19 protein-coding genes are annotated in these 21,554 nt (G+C 70.9%); 8 read left to right on the top strand and 11 right to left on the bottom strand.

Features of this window, described 5'->3' with window-relative positions; translation table 11 throughout:
* Nucleotides 1–6 precede the first annotated feature (6 nt).
* Nucleotides 7–1,257: an inorganic phosphate transporter gene (locus tag CRV15_RS31000; protein ID WP_003955164.1), complete on the top strand. Its 1,251-nt coding sequence runs from the start codon at nucleotides 7–9 to the stop codon at nucleotides 1,255–1,257.
* Between the two features lie 121 nt (nucleotides 1,258–1,378).
* Here CRV15_RS31000 and CRV15_RS30995 read toward each other — a convergent pair whose 3' ends face one another.
* From CRV15_RS30995 to CRV15_RS30980, 4 genes are all read right to left on the bottom strand, one after another.
* Entirely contained in the window at nucleotides 1,379–1,816 is a 438-nt protein-coding gene (locus CRV15_RS30995) for a beta/gamma crystallin family protein (protein ID WP_003955163.1), read from the bottom strand.
* A 292-nt stretch (nucleotides 1,817–2,108) separates the two neighbouring features.
* Nucleotides 2,109–2,438, bottom strand: coding sequence for a DUF1048 domain-containing protein (locus tag CRV15_RS30990; protein WP_003955161.1), 330 nt, complete (start codon nucleotides 2,436–2,438; stop codon nucleotides 2,109–2,111).
* 1 nt (nucleotide 2,439) lies between these two features.
* Entirely contained in the window at nucleotides 2,440–2,796 is a 357-nt protein-coding gene (locus tag CRV15_RS30985; RefSeq protein ID WP_003955159.1) for a DUF1048 domain-containing protein, read from the bottom strand.
* On the bottom strand, nucleotides 2,793–3,119 hold the full coding sequence (locus CRV15_RS30980) for a PadR family transcriptional regulator (RefSeq protein ID WP_003955158.1): 327 nt from the start codon (nucleotides 3,117–3,119) through the stop codon (nucleotides 2,793–2,795). The genes CRV15_RS30985 and CRV15_RS30980 overlap by 4 nt, the downstream gene beginning before the upstream one ends.
* 215 nt (nucleotides 3,120–3,334) lie before the next feature.
* Between CRV15_RS30980 and CRV15_RS30975 the strand changes: the two genes are divergently transcribed.
* Nucleotides 3,335–3,781, top strand: a complete 447-nt coding sequence (locus tag CRV15_RS30975; RefSeq protein WP_003955156.1) for an SgcJ/EcaC family oxidoreductase — start codon at nucleotides 3,335–3,337, stop codon at nucleotides 3,779–3,781.
* Nucleotides 3,782–3,896: 115 nt separating this feature from the next.
* On the opposite strand, the gene CRV15_RS30970 is transcribed toward CRV15_RS30975, so the two are convergent.
* Entirely contained in the window at nucleotides 3,897–5,207 is a 1,311-nt protein-coding gene (locus CRV15_RS30970; RefSeq protein WP_003963182.1) for an alpha/beta hydrolase family protein, read from the bottom strand.
* A 415-nt stretch (nucleotides 5,208–5,622) separates the two neighbouring features.
* Between CRV15_RS30970 and CRV15_RS30965 the strand changes: the two genes are divergently transcribed.
* On the top strand, nucleotides 5,623–6,921 hold the full coding sequence (locus tag CRV15_RS30965; protein ID WP_003955152.1) for an MFS transporter: 1,299 nt from the start codon (nucleotides 5,623–5,625) through the stop codon (nucleotides 6,919–6,921).
* A 66-nt stretch (nucleotides 6,922–6,987) separates the two neighbouring features.
* Here the strand turns inward: CRV15_RS30965 and CRV15_RS30960 are convergent, their stop codons facing one another.
* Both CRV15_RS30960 and CRV15_RS30955 read right to left on the bottom strand, forming a co-directional pair.
* Complete coding sequence (locus tag CRV15_RS30960; protein ID WP_003955151.1) at nucleotides 6,988–7,773, bottom strand: heparin lyase I family protein; 786 nt, start codon at nucleotides 7,771–7,773, stop codon at nucleotides 6,988–6,990.
* Nucleotides 7,774–7,942: 169 nt separating this feature from the next.
* Nucleotides 7,943–9,472: an alpha/beta hydrolase gene (locus tag CRV15_RS30955; RefSeq protein WP_003955150.1), complete on the bottom strand. Its 1,530-nt coding sequence runs from the start codon at nucleotides 9,470–9,472 to the stop codon at nucleotides 7,943–7,945.
* Nucleotides 9,473–9,838: 366 nt separating this feature from the next.
* Between CRV15_RS30955 and CRV15_RS30950 the strand changes: the two genes are divergently transcribed.
* Both CRV15_RS30950 and CRV15_RS30945 read left to right on the top strand, forming a co-directional pair.
* Nucleotides 9,839–11,863 (top strand): RNase A-like domain-containing protein, encoded by a 2,025-nt coding sequence (locus CRV15_RS30950; RefSeq protein ID WP_137986993.1) that lies wholly within the window; start codon nucleotides 9,839–9,841, stop codon nucleotides 11,861–11,863.
* 14 nt (nucleotides 11,864–11,877) lie between these two features.
* Nucleotides 11,878–12,540 carry a hypothetical protein gene (locus CRV15_RS30945; protein ID WP_003955148.1) on the top strand — a complete coding sequence of 221 codons (663 nt, stop codon included), beginning with the start codon at nucleotides 11,878–11,880 and terminating at the stop codon, nucleotides 12,538–12,540.
* 388 nt (nucleotides 12,541–12,928) lie between these two features.
* Here CRV15_RS30945 and CRV15_RS30935 read toward each other — a convergent pair whose 3' ends face one another.
* Nucleotides 12,929–14,074, bottom strand: a complete 1,146-nt coding sequence (locus CRV15_RS30935) for a methyltransferase (protein WP_003955145.1) — start codon at nucleotides 14,072–14,074, stop codon at nucleotides 12,929–12,931.
* A 138-nt stretch (nucleotides 14,075–14,212) separates the two neighbouring features.
* Nucleotides 14,213–15,307, bottom strand: a complete 1,095-nt coding sequence (locus CRV15_RS30930; RefSeq protein ID WP_197371784.1) for a pyridoxal phosphate-dependent decarboxylase family protein — start codon at nucleotides 15,305–15,307, stop codon at nucleotides 14,213–14,215.
* Between the two features lie 770 nt (nucleotides 15,308–16,077).
* Between CRV15_RS30930 and CRV15_RS30925 the strand changes: the two genes are divergently transcribed.
* Nucleotides 16,078–17,274, top strand: coding sequence for a 4-hydroxybenzoate 3-monooxygenase (locus CRV15_RS30925; RefSeq protein ID WP_003955143.1), 1,197 nt, complete (start codon nucleotides 16,078–16,080; stop codon nucleotides 17,272–17,274).
* A 107-nt stretch (nucleotides 17,275–17,381) separates the two neighbouring features.
* Here the strand turns inward: CRV15_RS30925 and CRV15_RS30920 are convergent, their stop codons facing one another.
* Both CRV15_RS30920 and CRV15_RS30915 read right to left on the bottom strand, forming a co-directional pair.
* Nucleotides 17,382–17,942, bottom strand: a complete 561-nt coding sequence (locus CRV15_RS30920) for an EF-hand domain-containing protein (RefSeq protein ID WP_003955142.1) — start codon at nucleotides 17,940–17,942, stop codon at nucleotides 17,382–17,384.
* Between the two features lie 345 nt (nucleotides 17,943–18,287).
* The gene (locus tag CRV15_RS30915; RefSeq protein WP_003955139.1) at nucleotides 18,288–19,046 is read right to left on the bottom strand and encodes a hypothetical protein; all 759 of its coding nucleotides are present in this window, start codon (nucleotides 19,044–19,046) and stop codon (nucleotides 18,288–18,290) included.
* A 170-nt stretch (nucleotides 19,047–19,216) separates the two neighbouring features.
* Between CRV15_RS30915 and CRV15_RS30910 the strand changes: the two genes are divergently transcribed.
* Both CRV15_RS30910 and CRV15_RS30905 read left to right on the top strand, forming a co-directional pair.
* Nucleotides 19,217–20,620, top strand: coding sequence for a sensor histidine kinase (locus tag CRV15_RS30910; RefSeq protein WP_009999191.1), 1,404 nt, complete (start codon nucleotides 19,217–19,219; stop codon nucleotides 20,618–20,620).
* Between the two features lie 99 nt (nucleotides 20,621–20,719).
* Nucleotides 20,720–21,349, top strand: a complete 630-nt coding sequence (locus CRV15_RS30905) for a response regulator (RefSeq protein WP_003955136.1) — start codon at nucleotides 20,720–20,722, stop codon at nucleotides 21,347–21,349.
* Nucleotides 21,350–21,554: the final 205 nt, after the last annotated feature.

Raw genomic sequence — 21,554 nt, 5'->3', positions numbered from 1 at the left:
GCGGCCATGAGGTCATGGCCGTTCCGGGGCCGACGGCACGGGCAGGCGCACGGCGTTTTGTACACGGTTTTGTCCCGCTTCTCCGGTCCCGACGGTGGAGGCAGTCATCGGCGTGGTGATCACCGTTCCCGTACCGTGGGCGAGCCCCCGGTGAGTCGGCCCGACGCCCTCCTCGCCCTGGTGCTGGTCACGGCGCTGGCCTTCGACTTCACCAATGGCTTCCACGACACCGCGAACGCCATGGCCACCTCCATCGCCACGGGGGCGCTCCGGCCGCGGGTCGCCGTCGCGGTCGCCGGGGTGTTCAACCTGGTGGGCGCCTTTCTCTCGGTACGGGTCGCGGAGACCGTCTCGGGCGGCCTTGTGGACGACGCCCAGGTCTCCTTGATGATGATCTTCGCGGGTCTCACCGGGGGCATTCTGTGGAATGTGTTCACGTGGTTCCTCGGTCTGCCGTCGAGTTCCACACACGCCCTTCTCGGCGGGCTGATCGGAGCGGTCTGGGTGGGCGCGGGGGAGTCGGCCGTCTTCTTCGGCGCGGTGTTCGGGAAGGTGATCCTCCCCGCGCTTCTCTCGCCGGTGGTCGGATGTCTGCTGGCGCTGGCCGGGATCTGCCTGGTCCGCCTGGTCGTCCGGGACCCGGACCGGGGCCCGGCGGCCCGTGCCTTCCGGATCGGCCAGATCGGGTCGGCCTCCCTGGTGGCCCTCGCCCATGGCACCAATGACGCGCAGAAGACGATGGGCGTCATGACGCTGGCGCTCATCTCCGGCGGAGTCCTCGCCCATGGCTCGCCGCCGCCGCTGTGGGTGGTGCTCACGGCGGGGGCGGCGATCGCCCTCGGGACATACTGCGGCGGCTGGCGGATCATCCGGACGATGGGCACCCGGCTCACGGACATCAGGCCCGCTCAGGGCTTTGTCGCCGAGACCGCGGCGACCGCCGTCATCCTCGGCTCGTCCCGGCTGGGCTTTCCGCTCTCCACCACGCAGGTCTGCTCGGGCAGCATCCTGGGGGTCGGCCTGGTCCGCGGTCTGTCGGCCGTCCGGTGGCGGATCGCCGGACGGATCGCGCTCTCCTGGGTGCTCACCCTGCCCTCGGCGGCCGCCATCGGCGGTGGCTGCGCGGCCGTCGCCGGTCGGGGCGTCCCGGGCGTCGCCCTCGTGGCGGCGGCCACCGTGACGGCCACCGTGTGGCTCGCCCACCGGGCCCGCCGACGTCCCGTCACCCCCGACAACGTCAACGACCCCTTCGGCTGACATGGACGGGCGGACGGACGGATGACGGACGGGCGGATGGACGGACGGGCGGGGCGGGTCCGGGGCCTGTGCACAGCCGGTCGCCGGGCATCGGGCCGAGCGCCGCGGCGGTCGCCCCGGGTCAGCGGGCCCGGGGCCACCACCAGGCATAGGTGACCTCAAGAGAGCTGAGGCGGTCGTTCCACCCGGCGGGCATGGAGGAGACATAGCCACCGATCGTGACCATCGGCCCGTGCCGGTTGATGTGGTCGAAGGCGTAGGCGCCGCACGTGCCGCCGCCGATCCGCATCGAGCTGATCCTGTCGTTCCAGCCCGGGGGGAACGTGTCGAAGTTGTGCGTCCGCGACGTGGGCGAGCAGTCCGAGTGATCGCTGAAGAACTGGAGGGCCGCGCCGCCGTAGTCACTGTGCTCGTACCCGATCGCGACCAGGTGGTCGCCGCTGCCGACACGGGCGATCAGGGGGGAGCCGTCGGCCTGCGCCGTACCGGTCGGGCCGAAGAGGAGTGCTGTACACATGGCTGCCGCGATCAGCGCCGCGGGCCTGAGCCGCTGGAACATCGTTGCCCTCCCTGGGGCAGGACGTCATGCAGAACGGATGGGGGGAGGAACGGACACACGAGGTGGGGGGCAAGGCCGGCCTTGGGATCGCTCCGGTGAGGCATGGGGAAGGCCGGCGCGCGTGGTTCCTGTCGCCGTTCCTGTCGTCTTCTGTCGTCGGGGCGCACCCCATCGCACGGACGCGCACACCGGGAGGTTCACCCGCCGACGGCAGCGGGCCCGGGGCTCGCCGCCGTCGGCTGAAACCTTTCGGCGGGGTCCCGGGCCCGTCCCCGGGGAAGGGCGGCGGGTGCTACTTCCCGGCCGCGCCGGTGGTCTTTCCGCCGATGATCTCTTGGTGGATCTCCGCATAGGTGCGCGAGTCCTTGATCAGGCCGTCGCAGAAGGCGGCGACGTCGCTGCCGGTCAGCTCCAGCACCCCCTTGCCGCCCGCCACGCCCTCCTCGAAGAAGTCGGCGATCTCCGAGAGGAGGTTCCCCTCGGACAGGGAGACCGGTCCGACCTTGAAGAGATACCTCTGCATCTCCCGGTAGACGATCCGGTAGTCCGGCGGCAGCGCCTCGATCCGCGCCCGGTGCGCCCGCCACTGCCTCTTGCCCTGGATGATGTCCTGGATACTCATGTCAGCCTCCCAGCCGGCCCAGTTTCCTCGCGACGTTCCTGTTCAACTGCTCGCGCCACCGGTCGCGATGGCTCCGGGCCCCTTCGCCGCCGACCAGCGCCGAGCAGAAGCCCGGGAGGTCGTCGCCGAGCACCTCGTGAGCGCTCCGCCCGTCCGCCGCTGTCTCTTCGAGCAGCCCCAGGACGCCGTCGAGAATCGGCATCAGGCTGCGGCCGGTGAAGTCCGCGTGGGGGAAGAGATGCGCGTTGATCTGTTCCCACGCCGCCCGGTGGTCGTCCGGCAGCGCGTCGGCCCGGGCCTGGAATCCCTTCCATTCCCTGGTGAGGTCGCTGCCGGTGATGGTCTCCCAGAAGGTCATCGCCCGCCCTCCTTGAGCTTGTCGATGCGTGAGGAGAGGTACTCCCACTTCGCCCAGAACGTCGCGAGTTCCTGGCGCCCCGTGTCGTTGAGCGCGAAGAACTTGCGTGGTGGCCCCAGCCCGGAGGGCCGTTTCGTCACCTGGACGAGTCCGTTCCGCTCCAGTCGCACCAGGATGGTGTAGACCGTCCCCTCGGCGACGTCGGTGAAGCCGAGTTCGTTCAGCCGACGTGTGATGGCGTACCCGTAGGTCTCCTCGCTGCTGATGATGTGCAGCACGCAGCCCTCAAGCGTGCCCTTCAGCATCTCCGTCAGATCGTCCATCGCGGGTCCTCTTCGGTTTTCTTAGTACTGCGTAGTACCAAGTACCAGTACACGGTACCACAGAGTAGAGGGGTCGGTCATGGCCGCTGGCGCCGCGCCCGGCCGCGGACCGGGCGGCATTCCGCTTGATCTCAACCGCTCTTGAGGTTGTCGGATGGATCTCGGCGACGACGACCGTCGCCCCGGACGGAGTCCGGAACCGAAGGGATACGGTCATGCCCAACGAGGTCCTTGTCGTGGGAACGGTGTCGTGGCAGATCCAGGAGGCGGTGTCCGCCGTGGTGAAGGCGCTGGAGGAGGCGTTCAACACCAAGAACCCGATCGCGCTGGGCGAGCAGTTCGCGACCGAGGCGTCCTGGTCCAACGCCATGGGTACGCGGCTGGACGGCCGTGCGGCGATCACCGAGTCCAGTGCTCCCGCGCTGAAGGGTTTCCTCAGCGAGTCCTTCGCCCGCTACGAGATCACCAAGCTCCTGGAGATCGTCCCCGGGGTCATCGCCGTGAACGTGGTCCAGACACCCACCGACGCCGCGGGAACCCCCGTCGACGGCGTCTGGGGATCGGCGCTCTATGTGATCGCCGAGCGCCCGGACGGCTGGAGGATCGTGGCCGGACAGAACACCGCCGTGAGCGCCCCGGCCTCCCCGGCCTCCTTGGCCTGACCCTGCCCGGCCCGCCGCGCCGGGACCGCCCGCCGCCGGAGGAGGCCACGGCTTCAGGGGGACGAGCCGCCCCGGCCCCGGCCCGCTGACGAACGGGGAGGGGCGGCCCCGCCGGTCAGGGGGAGTGGAAGGTTATCTCGGGGTTGGCGGCGGTCGGGCCGTCGAGCAGGGGGCGGTCGGCGTGCTTCAGATGGCGGTCGAAGAAGGCGGTGACACAGTCGCGGGTGATCTGCTGCGACCGCCGGCCGGAGAGTCCGCCGGGCGTGCCCGGCACCCCCAGCGCCGAGGCGAGCACGGGCGCGTCGCTGAAGGTGAGATGGTGGCTTCCGGCCACCGTCAGCCAGCGCTTCCAGCCGTCGAGCCGCTTCCAACCGTCGTCCCAGGTGGCGTCGGTGCCGCCCGGGACACCGTCCTCGGCGCCCAGCAGCAGGAACGGTCGGCCCCTCAGCCCCTCCTCGGGGACGGGGGAGAAGAAGCTGCCGTCCATATTGACTCCGGCGTCCACCCGGGGATCCTCCGCCATGGTGCGCGCGGCCGAGGCCCCGCCGATGGAGTGTCCGGCCATGCCGATCCGCCGGGGGTCGATCATCGAGGAGTGCCGCCAGACGGACGCGGGGCCGAGGAGCCGGTCCAGGACATGGGACACGTCCTTCGCCCGCCCCTCCACCACCGCGGCGTGGCCGACCTCTCCGGTCTCCGTCTTCTCACAGGCCGTACAGGGCAGGACACCCCGGTCGGGGAAGGCCGTCGCGGCCGACTCGAAGGCGTGGTCGAGGGAGGCGACGACATAGCCGTTGCCCGCCAGGGACTCGGCGAGATGGGTCAGGCTCTGGCGGGGCGCGCCGAAGCCCGGTGACAGGACGAGGAGCGGGAAGGAGCCCCGGGCCGGGCGGGCGTCCTGCCGGGACCAGGTCCGCGTCCCGGCGATCGGTCCCGCGCTGTCCGGCGGCAGGAGGTCCTTGCCCAGGGTCTCCACCAGCGCGCGGGCCTCGTCCGCGCGGACATAGGGCGCGACCGGGCCGCCGGTGCGCGGGCGGGCGGGATAGTGCAGGGACACCAGCGACTGCCGGGGTCCGGCACCGGGCACCCAGGGCTCCTGGCGGTCACGGTCCGTCAGATGCAGGGACGATGTGCCCACCGCGTACGGTCCGGTGGGGCGCGGGAGCACGATCCGCTCGTACCACTTCCGGATCTCGCCGTCGCCGTTGCCGTCGCCGTCGGAGGTGGCCGAGGCCGGCGGACCCGACGGTACGAGCGGGGCCGGTACGCTCCCGGGCCGGTCGGGAGCGGAGAACGAGGACCCCGGGGCCGCCGCGGACACGGGGAACGGCCTGGCCATCGCCGTCTGTGCCAGAGGCAGGGTGACGGAGAGCGCGAGCAGCGCGGCCAGGGCGCCGCGGTGGATGCCGCGGTGGGTTTCGATCATGCAAGAAGGCTAAGGAGGGGGCAGGCCGTCGGGCATCAGCTCGGCGGATGAACGTCCCTCGGCCGGGGGTTGCGCGTCCGGCCGCCGCGGCTGCGACCCCGGGGTGATCCGCCGTCCACCGGGGGGTGGACGACGGACCGGGGCAGCGGGCAGGCGCGCTCTGGCTGTCCCGGGGGCCGTGTCCGGGTTGACGGTGAGGGTTCGGCCATGGCGCGCTGGGGGCCGTGGCCGCTCCGGGGAGCGAACGGGGACGTGTCTTCGGCCAGTGACCCTCGGGTCGGCGTGGATCGTTCGGGTTGCGTAGCCTCTTCCCTCAGCGAGGAAACAAATGTGTGTCGTGGGAAAGGGCTTTTGATTCAGTGCATGGATTCGCTCCGCAGAGCTCTTTTCCCTTCATGGTGAGGATTGTCCGTTGATGGGGTCTCAGGAGCGTTTCGCAGTTTTTCGTTCCCGTGATTTCTCGGTCTTCTTCGTCGGATACTTCACCTCCAACCTCGGTACGTCCATGGCCTCCGTGGCGCTCGCCTTCGCGGTCCTGCACATGGGGGGCTCACCCACCGATCTGAGTCTGGTGCTCGCCGCTCGTATCGTTCCGATGGTGCTTCTCCTGCTGGGCGGCGGCGTGCTCGGCGACCGGCTGCCGCGGCGCACGGTGATGCTGGTGGCCGACTCCGTCCGCGCCCTCAGCCAGGGTGCCCTGGCGGTGCTGTTCATACTCGGGCCGGTGCCGTTGTGGGTGGTCGTCGCACTCGCTGCCTGCGGTGGGGTGGGCGAGGCCCTGTTCCTGCCCTCGTTCGACGGCCTGGTTCCGCAACTCGCGCCGAAGGACCGGCTGCCCGAGGCCAACTCCTGGCTCGGGATGGCCCACTCGGCGGCGAACGTGGCCGGACCGGCCGTCGCGGGGGTGCTGATCGCGGTCGTGTCGGCGGCGGCCGTGCTGCTGGTGAACACCCTCAGTTACCTGGCCAGCGTCGTGGCCCTGCTCATGTTGCGGATCGGTGACCAGGCCCCCGACCGCGGCGGCAGCTCCATGGTGGCCGAACTGCGGTCCGGATGGCGGGCCTTCTCGGAGCACACCTGGCTATGGACCGTCACACTCCAGTTCACCTTGTTCAATCTGCTGGTGTGGGCGCCCTACCTGGTGCTCGGCCCCGTCTCGGCGGATCGTGACTACGGCGGCTCCGAGGCATGGGGTCTGATCGTCGCCACCTTCGGCGTCGGCTCCCTGCTGGGTGGCCTGCTGCTGCTCGGTCGGCGGCCGTCCCGTCCGCTGGTGGTGACCACCCTGGTCACCTTTGTGTGGGCGGCGCCCTCGGCGGCCTTCGCGGTCCGCGCCCCGCTGTGGACGGTGTGTGCCGCGGCGCTCACCGCCGGTGTGTCGAGCGCGGTGTTCAACAGCCTCTGGATGACGACGATCCAGCGGCACGTCCCCGCGGACAGCTTGTCCCGGGTGATGTCGTATGTAACCTTCGGCGCCTATTCGGTGGGACCGATCGGACTTGCCCTCGCCGGTCCGCTGGCCGAGTACACCAGCATCGGCCTGGTCCTGGCCGTCGGTGTCGGCTGGCAACTCCTCGCCAATTCCGTGGTGCTGATGATTCCGGCCGTACGGAATCTGCGCGCGCCGAGTTCCGAATCCGATGAGCCAGCCGCGGCGAAACCGGTCGAATCCGCAGAGTCCACCACATCCGAATCGTCGCGACAGTCCGGCTGATGACTGCTCTACTCTCTCTTTCTCCAGCCTCCCCATGGCCTGTCGGCCGCCATGCCTGCCCGAGCGTCAGCCGTGCTTCACATCGTGGTAGTCGGTACTGACCCGGACCCGGTCGATGTCGTGGTCCACCTCGTGCGCGGTGGCCCCGTACAGACCCCACTTGGGCTGGTTCCCCAAGTCCCAGGTACGGCCGTTCCACACCGTCCCGCCGTTTCTGAGGGTCTGCTTCGCCCCGTTGAGCCATAGTTCGATGGCGCCGGTGCTCGGGTCGCCGGAGAGCGTCAGCCCCAGGACGATGTGGTTCCATTCATGGGGGAGGAGGGCCCGGTCCCAGAGGGTGTCCGGGACGGGCGAGGTCTCCTTGCGGTGGATCAGGGTGAGTCTGCTGTTCACCACCTTGAGGACGACGGGCCAGTTCTGTAGGCCCGCGGGGTAGGACTTCCACTGGAAGATCGCATGGTTGTCCACGGTGCTGGAGAGTCTGCTCTCCCAGCCGAAGTAGTACGTGGTCCGCTCTCCTTCCCGGGGGGTGAAGTCGTGGACCACGCCGCGGCCGGTGGCGCTGTCCGGGACGGTGATGCCCTTGCTCTCGCAGCGTCCGGAGCCCACCGGCTTGTGGTAACGCCAGATCTTGCCACGGCTGTCGTCGGTCGGGCTGGTGACGCTGTTGCCGTGGAGCGGATCGCAGTTGCTGCCGATATGACCGAAGACGCCGGTACCGAGGCCGGTGTCGGGGTCCCCGTTCCAGCCGCCCGGGGGCAACACCGGTACCGCGTGCGCCTGACCGGCGAGCAGCGTCATCACGGCGGCTCCGACGGCCAGCGCACCGGCCCCATGCGAACGTGTCCTCATCGCTCCCTCGCCTCCGGAAGGTGAAGCAGTGCATCCGGTACCAGGTTCGCCGAGGGCCCGGCAGGGGAGAAGGGGCGAACGCGCCGGAGTCGACCTCGGCAGTGGTCGTCACGCGATATACGTCAAGCGCTATACGCCTGCCGTCGTGTCGCGAAGTCGTACGGGCGGGTCAGACGGGTATGGCGGGGCAGCTCATGCCCCGGGGCGGCACGGTCAGGTCGATGAGGTAGCTGTCCACGGTGTCCTCCATGCACGGGCCGCGGGTGACGCTGCCGTGCCCATGGCCCTCGTAGGTGAGCAGCACGCCGCTGCGGCCGAGCTGCCGGGCCACCGAGACGGCCCAGGGGTGGCCGGTGGCGGGATCGTGCAGCGCGTTGGACACCAGGACGGGCGGGACGCCGCGTGCGTCCAGACGATGCTGCGGGTTGGCGGTCGGCGTGCCCAGACACGCCGCGACCATCTGTATCGGCAGCAGATGAGGCAGGTCGGGCGCGGTCGTGTGCATCAGGGCGACGAGCGAGGCGTACTCCCGGTGGTCGCGCACCGGCAGTCGCCAGTCCGAGCAGAAGACCGGGGTGGCCGGAGGCAGCGGCGCCACCCGGGTGGGCGACGCCGGCAGTGGTTCGCTCGTGTCCATCTTCGCGATCACCGTGGCCAGGCCCGCGTGGTCGGCCCGGTAGAAACTTCGGAACGCGATCTTGTTGACCAGGTCGGCGGACGACAGCGCGATGCCCGGCTTCGTCGGGTCCTCCAGCTCGCCCCGCCCGGCCCGCGTCAACAGGCCCCGCCAGACCTCGCGGACATCACGGTCGCGCAGCGCGCACTCCGCGGCGCCGTCGCACCAGCTCACGAACTCCTGGAAGGAATCGTCCGCAGCGGCCGCCTGGGACCGCAGAAAGTCACGGGTGGTCGGGACGCTGTGGTCCATGACGCTTTCCAGCACCATCGCGCGGACACGGCGCGGATAGGTCTCGGCGTACTGCGCCCCGAGCAGCGTGCCGTACGAGCTGCCGTGGAAGGTCAGCTTCCGCTCGCCGAGGGCGGCCCGGAGGGCCTCCAGATCCCGGACCGTCCGGGCGGTGTCGAGGTGGTCGAAGACCGGGCCGGTACGGGCTCGGCAGTCGGCACGGAGCCGTCTGTTGTACGCCACGGTGGCGTCGAAGTCCGCCTGGCTCCTCAGCTCGGGTGACGGCCGCTCGGCCAACAGGTCGCCGGAGCAGATCACCGGACTGCTGCCCCCCACGCCACGCGGATCGAAGCTGACGATGTCGAACCTGCTGCGGACCTCGGGGCTGAACCGGCCGATACGGCGCACCACCGTTTCCACACCCGAGTCGCCCGGCCCGCCGGGGCCGAACACCATCGAACCGACACGTGTGCCGGGGCCGGTGGCCTTGCGGCGGGCCACGGCCAGGCCGAGTCCCGGCCCGTCCGGGCGGGCCCAGTCGACCGGCACCGGGAGAGTGGCGCACTCGGCTCCCGGTCTCGCCGGACCGCCGCACGGTGCCCACCGCAGGACCCCCGCGGCGGACGGCGACGCGTGAGCCGCAGGAGCGGCGATAAGGCCGGTGGTGACAAGGCCGGTGGTGACAAGGCCGGTGGTGACAAGGCCGCTGGTGACGGCCATGACGATTCCCAGCACCACAGCCGTGGCCCGCGCCGCGATGCGCCGCAGTACGGATCTGCCCCGTGACGACATGGATGGTCCTCCTCGCGAAGAGAGGGGCGGTGTCAGCCGTGCGGACCCGGCCGGGCACCGCCGTCTTTCACGTTAGGCGCTCCGTCGCTCATGTGGCGCCCGAGTCAGGGGCCTTTCCGGGTCGACTCGGGGACCGATCAGGGTCGGCGGGGGCGCAGCGCGAAAAGGATCGGGGGAGGATCGGAGCGAGGGCTCCACCGCACTCCCGGCTGACCCGATCGGCCTGACCATGATCAGATTTATCGTACTCTGTCTGTCGTTCATTGACTGATGGGTAACCATCAGGGGGAAAACGAGGCCCATCTGTTGATCTCACCACTCATCAGGTGCGGCCTCCCTGTCTGTAAGGCATGTATGTACCACCGCATGACCTGGAGAGTGACACCTCTCCTGACCGTTCTGGCGGTCTTCCTCTCCCTGGGACTGGGGGAGCACACCGCCGTCGCCTCGCAGAGCGCGCAGGTGCGATCGGCCTCCGACACGGCACGCGAGGCGGCCGAGGCCGCGCGGGCGGCAGCGGCCAAGGCCCAGGAGAAGTCCACCGCCGACCGGATGGCGGAGCTGATCAAGGCAGCGGCGACCTACTCCGGTTGCGGCAGCAAGTCGTTGCTGGAGAAGCCGCGCTGCTACCGGGCCTTCGCCGAGCAGTCCGTACGGACCGGCGCAGGGGTGGGGCTGTTCGGGTTCACCGCCCACGAGGGCGCGAAGGACCTCGTCCAGAATCTGGGGAACATCCAGAAGCTCCAGGCCGAATTGGCACCGTTCCAGAAGCTGTTGCAGCAGGACCCCGCGTCGATCGCGGACCCCGCCGAACGCGCCAAGGCCGAGGAGCGGCTGAAGACCGCGGCCCGCGCCGCGGAGAAGACCATCGACGCCATGCAGACCGTGGCGGTGCTGGTCATCGAATCGGTCCAGGTGCTGATCGAGGCGGTGAAGAGCCTCGTCAAGCTGTTGATCGCCCTGGTGGAAGCCCTCACCAAGCTCATCGAGCTGGTGCTGATGCTCCATGACGCGATCATCGAGATGAACAAGATCCTGGACGACATCAACGCCGGGATGTCGCAGATGAACCGGGCGCTCGACGACATGAACGACGCCGTCGGCGACGTCAACAGCGCCCTGGACGGGATGAACCGCGGTATCGCGCAGGCCAACCGCGGCATGGACCAGATGAACCAGGGCATCGCCCAGGCCAACCGCGGCGTCGACAAGATGAACAAGGAGATTCCCAAGATCAAGAAGGCGGCGGCGAAGCTCCGGGAGCTGCCCGCCATCGACTTCGACTTCTCCCACATCGGGGACACCTGGGCCAGCGGCTCCTCCGGCCTGGACAGCGCCGAGCAGGACAGGCGCATGTCCCTGCTGCTCGGCCTGATCCCCGGGATCGGCGACGGCAAGGGCGTCGTCGAGGCCATCACCGGCAAGGACCTGGCGACCGGCGAGAAGCTCGACGCCTACGACCGGGCGACCGGCTCCCTGTTCGTCCTGCGCTGGATCAAGGCGGGCGGCAAGGCGCTCAAGCCCGACGACATCCGCAAGGACAAGTCGATCCCCGGCTGCAACAGCTTCCCGGCCGGCACCGCCGTGCTGATGGGCGACGGCAGCCGCAAGCCCATCGAGGACGTCCAGTCGGGCGATCTGGTGCTGGCCACCGACCCCACCGGTGATACCCCGCTCACCCGGGTCCAGCCGGTGCTGTCGGCGATCGTCACCGAGTCCGACAAGGAGTTCACCCGGCTGACCGCCGAGAACGGCGCCACCGTCACATCCACCGGACACCATCTGTACTGGTCGGCCGACCGCCGGGACTGGGTCCGGGCCGATGAGCTGGTGCCGGGCAGCAGGCTGCTCGACGGCGAGGGCCGGGAGCTGACCGTCGCGGGCAGCGAGCGCCTCGCCGCCGAGCAGACGACATACGACCTCGATGTGAGCGGCATCGACAGCTACTACGTCGGTGTCGGCGAGCGCAGTGCCCTCGTCCACAACTGCAACGACCTGGCCAGGGACGCCGTGCTCTACCCGGGCCTCGCGCACACCCTGGACGAGCACGTCGACGTGACCCTGGAGCAGATGAAGCAACTGGCGATCAAGAAGACCCGGAAGTACGGCAAGCCGACGTCGAACAGCCGGTGGGTCGACCGGCAGACCGCCCAGCAGGTCGTGGACTACGCCGTGGCCGCCAACAAGGCGAAGATCCAGGACTGGCTGCGCAAGGGCGCCACGAAGCCGCTGGAGCTCCGGGGCACCTTCGGGGCGAAGAACTCGCTCGGTGATGTGATGACCCACGACGGGAAGCACAGCAAGGCGGGGAACGGCTATGTCGTCCTCCTTCAGCGTGCCCCCGGACACAAGCCCGGCGGCTACTACGTGTCCACCGCGTACCCGATCTGAGCGAGGAGCCCTCCGTGCACGACCCCGCCCTCACCCCCGACGATCTCCTGTTCGACTTCGGTATCACCGCCCTGGGCGCCTCCTTCCACGGCGACTGGCTGCTGGACGCCGACAGCGAACAGGAGCACATCGCGTCGGTGACCGCCTCCACCGAGCACGGGATCCTGGGTCAGTCGCTGCTGGTCGAGGATGTGCTCAGGCTCCGGGACTCGGCGCTGACCGGGCCCGAGATCGCCGCGCTGTGGGCGCTCACCAACCGTGACGCCTTCGACGGCAGCCCGTCGATCGAGGGCCGGGAGCGCCCGTGGCTCGACGAGGTGCTGGCGGTGGTCACCCCGGTGATCAGGGCGTACGGCGCCCCGTCGGCCCAGTGGACCACCGTCCCGCCCTGCCCACCGGGCCATGCGCACCGTCACCTCGCCGGTGAGGTCACGGCGCTGCTGAACGAGCTGACGCCACGCCAGGACGCCGGAGTCACATCGGCCACGGCCACGGCGGCGCTGACCCGCTGTGCCGAGCTGGTCTGCTCGGAACTCGCGTTCCGCTTTGCGCTCCGGGCCTTCGGCGCCTTTGAGGCACGGATCTCGCGGGAGCTGTACGAGCGCCTGGAACGGCTGGGGGAGCGGTTCGGGTACGGGGAGTACCTCGTGGACGAGGTGAACCACCTCGTCGAGTAGTGCCGGAAGCGCTCCTGGTGCCCGGTCCCGGTGAATCCGGGGCCGGGCACCGACGTTTCCAGGGCACCGCTGACGCGGTCCGCGCGTCCGGCCCGCACGCCCGCACGCGCGTGGGCTCGTACGCTCGTCCTCGATGCCGATGGCCGGCGGGGGCCTCCGGTCGGCGGCTTCCTCAGCACCGGCGGCGGTTGAGTACGCCGATGAGCGTGGCCAGGTCGGGGCCGCGAACCGCTGTCCACCCCCTCCCCGGGGCGGACAGCACCGTGGGGCGGGTCCGGACGCTCCCGTGGCGTCCGGCCGCGATCGTCACTGAGCCGACGAGGGGGCCATATGCGCCGGGCGCGAGGTGGTGAGGCATGCGCTGGAAACGCTGGTGGGGAAAGGACGTTCATCCGCCCGTCCGGGTGTGTACGACGGATCGGATCCGGGCCCGTGCGACGGACCGATCCGGCCGGGTCAGGGCCTGGCCGCGACCATCAGGCCGTGGGGTGTCCACCCCGGACAGGCGACGCGCCGCGCCGAAACCGGCGGCGGTCAGGCATGTGTCGTACTGCTGCCAGCGATAGATCATTCCGCCCTCTTCCGGGAGCACGGCGAAGTACACACTGTCCAGCGCCGCCACGACCGGGCCGTCCCCCCGGTCGGCGGACATGGAATTGAAGATGACCACATGTCCACCGGGACGCAGCGCCCGGAACGCCTTGCGCAGCAGCTCCGTGTTCTCCTCCATCGTCCAGATGACGAGCTGGTGGGCGAAGAGCACGACATCGAATCCGCCGGGAAACTCGGCGGCGTGCATATCGCCCGCGTGTACATGTATCCGTTCCTCCAGCCCCGCTTCGACAATACGGCGTTCCGCTATGCGGGCGGTCTGCGGAATCTCCAGAATGGTCACGGTCAGGTCCGGGCTGGCCGTGGCGAGGGCGATGGCGTTGACGGCGTCCCCGCCGCCGCAGTCCAGCAGCCGGGTCGGCGCGAGTTCCGTGACATGGGAGACCAGATGGTGGTTGGCCATCTCCGACCACGAGCGCATGTAACGGAAGAACACCGCTTCGAGGCGTGGATTCTCACTGAGGCGGTGGTACAGATTCCGCCCGGTGCCGGGAATGCGGCGGAGCCCGACATTGCTGTTGGCGCGCAGCGATGCGGTGAAGTCCGCCTGGCCCTCGTACGCGATATGCCCCTCAAAGGCGACGGTGTTCTCGATACCGTCCCAGTCACCGGCCTCCACCAGGGCTGCCACCAGTCCGGCGAGGCGGTAACGGTCCCCCTCGCGCACCACGATCCCGAGGGAGGCGCAGCCCAGGAGAAGGATGTCGCAGGCCCTCTCCCCGAGTCCGAGCCGGGTGCCGATCGCGTCCTTGCCGAGGGCTCCGTGCCGGGACAGCAGCCGGATCAGACCGAGTTCGCAGGCCGCGTGGAGATACTGGAACGCGGCGTGCCCGAATACCAGACGGGCGAGCGCGGGCATGTCGAGTCCGTCCGGCTCGGGCTCGGTCTCGCTCGCGGAGAGGTCGTACCGGGAATGCGTCATCGAGAACGGATCTCCGATCGCTCGCGGAACACGGTGTGCGTGCGGGGTCGGTGACCGGTGACGCCGGTCCGGCCTTCCGCTGTCTCTCCCCGTTGCCCTGCCCCGTTTTCACCATCGCACATCAGTGTGTGCGGTGCATCAGATTGCCCCTTGTGCGGGTGGCTGAACGGTGGGCCTTTCCGGGTGCGCGGTTTTCCCGGTGCCCGGTCCGGTGGATCGGGAAAGTGATCCGGTGGCTTGTGAAAGTGGGGTACGCGCTCCCGGGCCCGCCGCGTCGAGGATGATGTCCAGCGCCTCCTCGACGTGCTCGCGGTGCGTCCGGTGGGACATCACGCACAGACGCAGGGCCACCCGCCCCAGGACGCGGGTGCTGGAGAGCTGTATCCGCCCCTGCTCGTTGACGCCGCGCAGCAGCCGGGTGTGGCCGGTGTCGTCCAGGCCCCGGATATGGAACGCGACCGTCGAGAGTTCCGGCGGATACACCGTGCCGACCAGGGGTTCCGTGCTCAGCCGGCCGTACGCGTACGCGGCGAGCGTGAGCTTCTCGTCCAGCGCGTCCCGGAAGGCGCCGAGGCCGTGGAGGTGCAGTGGCAGCCACAGGCGCAGGCCGCGGAACTCCCGGGTGAGTTCGGGGCCGTAGTCGGCGTAGTCGGTCAGCCCGCCGCCGTCGCGGACGTCGAGCAGGCAGTCCGCGTCACAGGCGAACGGGGCCCGCAGCGTCCCCGCGTCCCGCACCAGCAGAATGCCGGTACCGAAGGGGAGGAAGAGGCTCTTGTGGGGGTCGAGACCGATCGAGTCGGCCCGCTCGACTCCCCTCAGCCTCGCCCGGCCACGTTCGGTCAGAATGAAGAACCCCCCGTAGGCGGCGTCGATGTGGAACCACATCCCGTTCCGGCGGGCCAGGTCGGCCAGCGGCCGGAGCGGGTCCACCGCGCCGGTGTCCGTCGTGCCCGCGGTGCCCACCAGGAGGAACGGCCGCAGTCCTCTCGCCCGGTCGCGGCCGACCGCCTCCCGCACGGCGTCCACGTCCATATGGAGGTCCCCGGTCACGGGAACGCGGCGGACACGGTCCGGGAGCACCCCCGCGACACGGGCCGCTTTCACCATCGCGGGATGCGTGTGCTCCGCGACATAGGCCGTGCCGCTGCGGAGGTCGTCGCCCAGGTGCCGTTCCCGTGCCGCCGTCACGGCCGACAGGGCCGCCATGGAGGCGCCCGTGGTGATCAGTCCCATCGCCCCGTCCGGGAGCCCGAAGAGGTCGCACAACCCAGTTCAGCGTCGCTTCCTCCAGCGCGACCAACGCGGGAGCGGTCGAACTGAACGCCGTGTACCGGTTGGTGGCGCGGCTGAGGAACTCCCCGAGCGCCGAACTGAGGAGACCGGCGCTGGGAACGTAGGCGAGATTGCCCGGCTGGGCGGTCTCCAGCGCCTGCGCCGCGGCCTTCTCGAAGCGTTTCAGCAGAACGGGAAAGTCCTCCGGGGCCTCCCCGGGAGGCTCGCGCAGTTCGGCCAGGAAGCCCGCCGGGGGCGGGCCGGGGCGGGCCCGGGGCGCGTCCGCCCCGGCCAGGAGGTCCGCCAGGAGCTGGAGGACGGATTCGCCCCACGCGGCCCACTGTTCGCGCGTGGGTTCCAGCTCGTCCCCCGCGGTCGTCCTGACACCGTTGCCACGCATGTCCCTGACACCTCGCAAGCCGCGGGCCCGCCGCCGCCCCCCCCTGGCTGTCCGGGCGCCCGCCCCGGCTGTCCGGAGGCCGGACGGCGCTCCGCCGGGCCGACCGGCCGCGGATTCCAGCCGTTCCCCCGTTCACGCCCTGCTCGGCGGAGTGGTGGGCAGATAAGATACTTGTCAGTTTATCCACAAGGGGACGGGGCGCCCAGAGGAACGGGACGGCGCACGTGGACGACCGGACGAGGCACGCAGCGGACCGGGCCCTGACGCCGTTCGAGCCTACGATGGTGTTGTGTGACGGAACGAGGGAGGGGCCATCCGCAACACGGCCGATGTGATCATCCTCGGTGCCGGCCCCGCGGGGCTGGTGGTCGGAAACCTCCTCCGGGCGGCCGGGATCGACTGCGTCATTCTGGAACGGGCCACCCGTGCACAGATCCAGACCCGGGCCCGAGCCGGGTTCCTCGCTCCGCACACGGTCCGCGTCCTGGACCGCCACGGCCTGGCCGACGGGCTCCATCGAACCGGCACGGAGCACACCACCTGCGAGTTCCGCACGGAGAGCGGCCGTTTCCGGCTGGACTACGGTCACCTCGGCAAGGGCGAGCCGCACACGGTCTACCCGCAGCAGCAACTCGTCACGGACCTGCTGGCGCGGTACCTGGAGGCGGGCGGACGGATTCACTTCGCGACCCCGGCGCTCGCCGTGCTGGACACCGACGGCCCACGGCCCTCGGTCACCGTCCAGGGCCCGGACGGCCGACCGGACCGCTGGCAGGGTACCTACGTCGCGGGCTGCGACGGCCGCCATGGCGCGGCCCGCCGGTCCCTTCCGCACGGCACGGTCCGGCGGTACCACCACGACCACGGGATCACCTGGCTCGGCCTGCTCGCCGCGGCTCCTCCGAGCCTCGACGCCATCGGATACGCGGTGCACCCCGAGGGATTCGCCGGACATATGGCACGTACGCCCGAGGTGACCCGTTACTACCTCCAATGGGCACGTGGCACCCCGGCCGAGGCATGGTCCGACGACCGGATCTGGACCGAGCTGAGCCTGCGGATGCGCGCCGCCGCCTACGGCCCCCTGCACCACGGCCCGCTCCTCCAGCGGACCGTGATCGACCTGGAGTCCGACATACTCGAACCGCTGCGCCACGGCACACTCCTGCTCGCGGGCGACGCGGCGAGCCTGCTCGCTCCGGCCGCGGCCAAGGGCGCCAACCTCGCGGTGCTGGAGGCGGAGCTTCTCGGGCGTGGCCTGATCGATGCCATCGTGCACGGCCGACCGGACGGGCTCGACGCCTACTCGGCGCGGTGCCTGAGCCACATATGGCGGGCGCAACGGTTCTCGCAGTGGATGATCCATCTGCTGCACGACGTCAGCGAGGTGCGCGACGGCCCAGGCGCTCCGGCCCCGTACGGCGGGCCGCTCCGCCAGGACACCGGCTCACGCCGCGCCTGTCTCACGACCCTGCGCACCTCGCGCGCCGAACAGGACTGGTTCGCGGAGAACTACGTCGGGATCTGAGTCCGGGCCCGGGCGCACCCCTGGACGGTCCAGGCCCGGGGCCCAGGTCCCTGGATGGTCCCGGCCCGGGCTCGGGTCCCACGCTCGGGCTCAGGCCCGCGCTCTGGTCACTCGGTGAACTCCACGCCCATCCACCAGTTGCCCGGTGCGCGCGGGTCCCTGCTGGACCAGAACTCGACGATCGCCGACGTGAACTCCTCGGCCGACAGGGTGCCGTTCCCGTCGCGGTCCAGGTGCTGGAACGCGAGGTCCGTGTCCTCCCGGGACAGCAGGGCGAAGTGACCCCGCAGAAAGCCGAAGTACTCCTCGGCGTCCACGACGCCATTGCCGTCCGTGTCCGCGAGCGCCAGAAAGATTTCGGCCAGGACCCCCACGGTGGCCCTCGCCGCCGCAGGATCGTCCGCCAGGGAGAGGGTCGAGTCCACGAACTGCTCGCGGGTCAACGACGCGGCACCGGGCTCCAGATGGGGCACGTGGAGGGTCCGCCAGACGCTCACGAACGCGTCCACGATGCGCCGCTCGCCCTCCGATCCGGACGCGTGGCCGAGTGCGTGGGCGGTCCGCTGCCCCATGAGCACATGGTCGCTCTCGGTCAGCTCACCGTTCCCGTCCGCGTCGAACTGGTCGAAACCATGACGGATCTTACGGATCAGCAGCTCCTGTGACATGGCATGTCTCCTCGATCTCCGGGTGCCGCCGCCCTGCGCGTGTCCTGATGGGGTTGGTGCGGTATTGGACGTTCCTCAGCGGGCCGACCCGGGGGTTGCACCCCACCGATACAGACGGAATGCCCTGGTCCGCACTCTCCGCAACCGTTGCCGTACCGGCGCTGAAGAGCCCGGAGGACGTGAACGGGGACGGGGGTGCTCGGGCCGGGGCCCCTCGTCCCGGCGGAGCGCACCGGAGGGAGCGCGCGCTGTTCCGTACGGCGTACCGACCGGGGTCCGCCGGGAGACCGGCGCCGACGGCCACGGGCGGGGTGTGGACCTGCCACTTCCCGGGCGGCCGTCGCGTCACTTCTCGGACGGCAGGGGAAGCTCGGCGTGGGTGACCCGGTAGCCGCCGCTGACCACGGGGGCGAAGGGCGCGGGGGCCATGCACGTACCCGTTCCGCCGTCCTCCCGGCCGTCCACGTTGGCGACGCCCCAACCGAAGCCGAGCCGGTCCGGCCTGCCGTTCTCGCCCTGCTGGATGCTGATGCCGAGGCGCTTGCCCTTCGGCTCGGCGCCGGAGGCGCGGACGATCGCCGTGAGGGTCGCCGTCCTGCCGCCCGTCACCAGGCAGTCCACATCGGCGATCGCGGTCATGGTCCCGCCGGTGGCCTTGACGTAGTGGGAGATCGTCAGCGTTCCGCGGGCGTCCGTCGGCAGGCCGGTCCCGGCTTGAGGGATCGGCCGGGTGAAGGGCGCGGCCTGGGCGTCCACGCCGAAGCGGATCGTGTCCTCGGGCGAGTAGTTGAAGAAGATCTGGGCCTTGCCCCGCACACCGGCGAGCACACCGGAGCTCTTCCACGGCTCCTTCCCGGTCTGCCGGCCGCTCTGTTTCTCCTGGTGATGGGCCTCGGGCGCGGGGACGGCCGGTCGTCGGCCGGTCTCGTCGGCCGCCATGGAGGCGACCGTCGTTCCCGTCAGCAGGGTGGTGACGGCGCCGACCAGAGCGATGGTGCGGAAGGTGGCAGTGATGCTGGTGCGCATGATGGACTCCTGGTGGTGGAGGGGGTTGGTGGGGCGGCTACGGGAAAAGACTCGCCCGCGCGCCCCTCTCCGGCCCATCTGCCGATCGGCGGAAAGCTCCGGGCCAGGTCGTCGGCCTTCTCTGCCGTTCGGGGGAGGGCCGGAGGCGAAGGGCGGCTCGGCGCGTGTGCCGGGAGCCGCCTCGGGGACGCAGCGGACGGTTCGGGCCGGGGACGATCGGGACCGGAGCCACGGGATCGGGGAACGGGATGACGACGTCGGCCGACGCGCCGTGGAACGTACTGGTGGCGGTGCCCCTTCTCGCGGGCGCGGCGGCCGTCGTGGGTGCGGTGATCCATACCCGTAGGGGTTCCCCTACGGGCACCGGGGACGTCCGGGGCCGGGCGCGGACACGGCTGGCGGTGCCGACAGCGGTCTGTGCGCTGCTGTCGTTCGCGTCCACCGCCGCCGTCGCCCCGACGGACCCGGGTGCCGCCGGTGGTTCCCGTTCGTACTGGAGCCTCGCCGAGACCGGGCTGCTGCTGGTGCTGACCGCCGCCGTGGTCCGCTGGTCGCCGCCGTGCGCGGTGCGGGCCGTCGTGCCGCTCACCGTGCTCGCGGTGGGCGCCTGGCCCGCGCGGACGGCGGAGGGGTCGTTCCTGGAGGGCGCGGGTGCGGTCGCCTTCTGGCTGATACCCGTCGCCGTGGCGGTGGCCGTGGGCGCGTACCCGCGCCGCGCGGCGGCCCGCCGTCTGGCCGCCGTGGACGCGGCACGGCGGGAACAGCGGCTGGTGCTCTCCCGCGATCTCCACGACTTCGTCGCCCACGACATCAGTGCGATCGTCGTCCAGGCGCAGACCGCCCGGTTCATCGCGGAGAACGACCCCGGCGCCGGTCCCCGGCAGGCCGCCCTCGCCCTGGAGCGCATCGAACGCGCAGGGCTGAGCGCGCTCGCCTCCATGGACCGTACGATCGCCCTGCTCCATGGCGATGGGGACGGGGACGGGGCGGCGTCCGCGAACACCGAGGCCCTTCCCGGTCCGGATCGGCTGCCCGCCCTGGTCGCGGAGTTCGCCGCGATCGGGGTCACGGGCGGGCCGGGGGGCGTGGACGCCGTGTGGGAGGCGGACGAGGACGCGGTGCGGGCGCTGTCGCGGGAGGCCGGGGCGGCGGCGTACCGGATCGTGGCGGAGGCACTGACGAACGTCCGGCGCCACGCGCCCGGAGCGTTCCGGATCGTCGTCCGCCTCCGCCTCCTGCCGCCGGGCGGCCCGGAGGGTGTCGAACTGTCCATCACCGACGACGGCGGGGACGGCGGGGGCGGTGGTGTCATCGGCGCTCGGGACCGGGCCGGGGGGCGTGGTGGCCCGACCGGTCGTCAGGCCGGTCCTCGGGCCGATGGTCAGGGGGAGCCCTTGTGGTTCCGGAGGCCCCGGCGGGCGCGCGGGGCCGGTGGACTCGGTCTGCCCGGGCTCGCAGAGCACGTCACGGCCCTCGGTGGAACGTTCACGGCGGGGCCGGGGCTGGGCGGCGGGTGGTCGGTCGTGGCGGTGTTCCCCCGGACGCCCCCGGAACCGTGCGGTCCTTCTGGTCCCTCCGGTCAGTCCGGTCCTTCCGCTGCTTCCGGCGTTTCCGGTCCCTGTGCCGGGCCTGCCTCCCCGGCGCCTTCCTGACCTCCGGCGGCTGCTCCTCGCCCGTTCCTCCCTCCCCCGCTCCCCTTCTCCCTCCCCCTTCTCCCTCCGCTTCTTTCTCAGCACCTCGAAAGGACCGATGTGACCGCCCGCATCCTCATCGCCGACGACCAGGACGACATCCGCAGCGGATTCCGGCTGGTGCTCGACTCCCAGCCGGACCTGACCGTCGTCGGCGAGGCGGCGGACGGCCTGACCGCCGTCGCCCTCGCCCGTGAACTCCGCCCCGACCTGGTCGTCGCCGACATCCGTATGCCGGGCGTCGACGGCCTGGAGGTCACCCGCAGACTCGCGGGCCCGGACGCGGACGACCCCGTGCGTGTTCTGATCGTCACGACCTTCGACCAGGACGACCACGTCCGCACGGCCCTGCGGGACGGCGCGTGCGGGTTCCTCCTGAAGCGGTCGGGTCCGGGGCTGCTGATCGAGGGGGTACGGGCGGCGCTCGCCGGTGATGTCCTGATCAGTCCGCAGTTGACCGCCCGCCTCCTGCAACGGGCCACCGCCCCCGACGACAGGCGGACATCCCCGCTCACGGCCCGCGAGGAGGAGATCGCCCGCCTGGTCGCGGACGGGCTGACCAACGCGGAGATCGGTGAGGCGCTCGTCATCTCCCCGGGCACGGCGAAGACGCACGTGGCCAACGTCCAGACGAAGCTGGGGGCGCGCAACCGGGTGGGCATCGCGGCATGGTGGTGGGGGCGGAGATGAGCGCCCGTTTTCAGCCATCGCTGAAGTGATCTGTGTGTCCCGGTGTCTCGGTGCTCCGGTGCTCCGGTGCTCCGGTGTCTCGGGGCGGGCCCGTGCCGGACACCCGGTCATCGGGTGCGGGGGAATCGCTCCCCGGCGCCTTCTGGCGGCGCTGCCCACGCGGAGGGCCACGGAGGGGGACAACACCGCCCTGCGGCGGACGACG

The sequence above is a fragment of the Streptomyces clavuligerus genome (assembly GCF_005519465.1).
Classification (GTDB): Bacteria; Actinomycetota; Actinomycetes; order Streptomycetales; family Streptomycetaceae; genus Streptomyces; species Streptomyces clavuligerus.
Note: the sequence above shows the minus strand (reverse complement) of the source record. Positions and strands in the feature narration are given on the sequence as shown.

Excerpts from the sequence above, each read along its gene's own strand:
- CRV15_RS31000 (WP_003955164.1), top strand. The coding sequence starts at position 7 with ATGAGGTCATGGCCGTTCCGGGGCCGACGGCACGGGCAGGCGCACGGC.
- CRV15_RS30995 (WP_003955163.1), bottom strand. The coding sequence starts at position 1,816 with ATGTTCCAGCGGCTCAGGCCCGCGGCGCTGATCGCGGCAGCCATGTGT.
- CRV15_RS30990 (WP_003955161.1), bottom strand. The coding sequence starts at position 2,438 with ATGAGTATCCAGGACATCATCCAGGGCAAGAGGCAGTGGCGGGCGCAC.
- CRV15_RS30985 (WP_003955159.1), bottom strand. The coding sequence starts at position 2,796 with ATGACCTTCTGGGAGACCATCACCGGCAGCGACCTCACCAGGGAATGG.
- CRV15_RS30980 (WP_003955158.1), bottom strand. The coding sequence starts at position 3,119 with ATGGACGATCTGACGGAGATGCTGAAGGGCACGCTTGAGGGCTGCGTG.
- CRV15_RS30975 (WP_003955156.1), top strand. The coding sequence starts at position 3,335 with ATGCCCAACGAGGTCCTTGTCGTGGGAACGGTGTCGTGGCAGATCCAG.
- CRV15_RS30970 (WP_003963182.1), bottom strand. The coding sequence starts at position 5,207 with ATGATCGAAACCCACCGCGGCATCCACCGCGGCGCCCTGGCCGCGCTG.
- CRV15_RS30965 (WP_003955152.1), top strand. The coding sequence starts at position 5,623 with ATGGGGTCTCAGGAGCGTTTCGCAGTTTTTCGTTCCCGTGATTTCTCG.
- CRV15_RS30960 (WP_003955151.1), bottom strand. The coding sequence starts at position 7,773 with ATGAGGACACGTTCGCATGGGGCCGGTGCGCTGGCCGTCGGAGCCGCC.
- CRV15_RS30955 (WP_003955150.1), bottom strand. The coding sequence starts at position 9,472 with ATGTCGTCACGGGGCAGATCCGTACTGCGGCGCATCGCGGCGCGGGCC.
- CRV15_RS30950 (WP_137986993.1), top strand. The coding sequence starts at position 9,839 with ATGACCTGGAGAGTGACACCTCTCCTGACCGTTCTGGCGGTCTTCCTC.
- CRV15_RS30935 (WP_003955145.1), bottom strand. The coding sequence starts at position 14,074 with ATGACGCATTCCCGGTACGACCTCTCCGCGAGCGAGACCGAGCCCGAG.
- CRV15_RS30930 (WP_197371784.1), bottom strand. The coding sequence starts at position 15,307 with ATGGGACTGATCACCACGGGCGCCTCCATGGCGGCCCTGTCGGCCGTG.
- CRV15_RS30920 (WP_003955142.1), bottom strand. The coding sequence starts at position 17,942 with ATGTCACAGGAGCTGCTGATCCGTAAGATCCGTCATGGTTTCGACCAG.
- CRV15_RS30915 (WP_003955139.1), bottom strand. The coding sequence starts at position 19,046 with ATGGGCCGGAGAGGGGCGCGCGGGCGAGTCTTTTCCCGTAGCCGCCCC.
- CRV15_RS30910 (WP_009999191.1), top strand. The coding sequence starts at position 19,217 with ATGACGACGTCGGCCGACGCGCCGTGGAACGTACTGGTGGCGGTGCCC.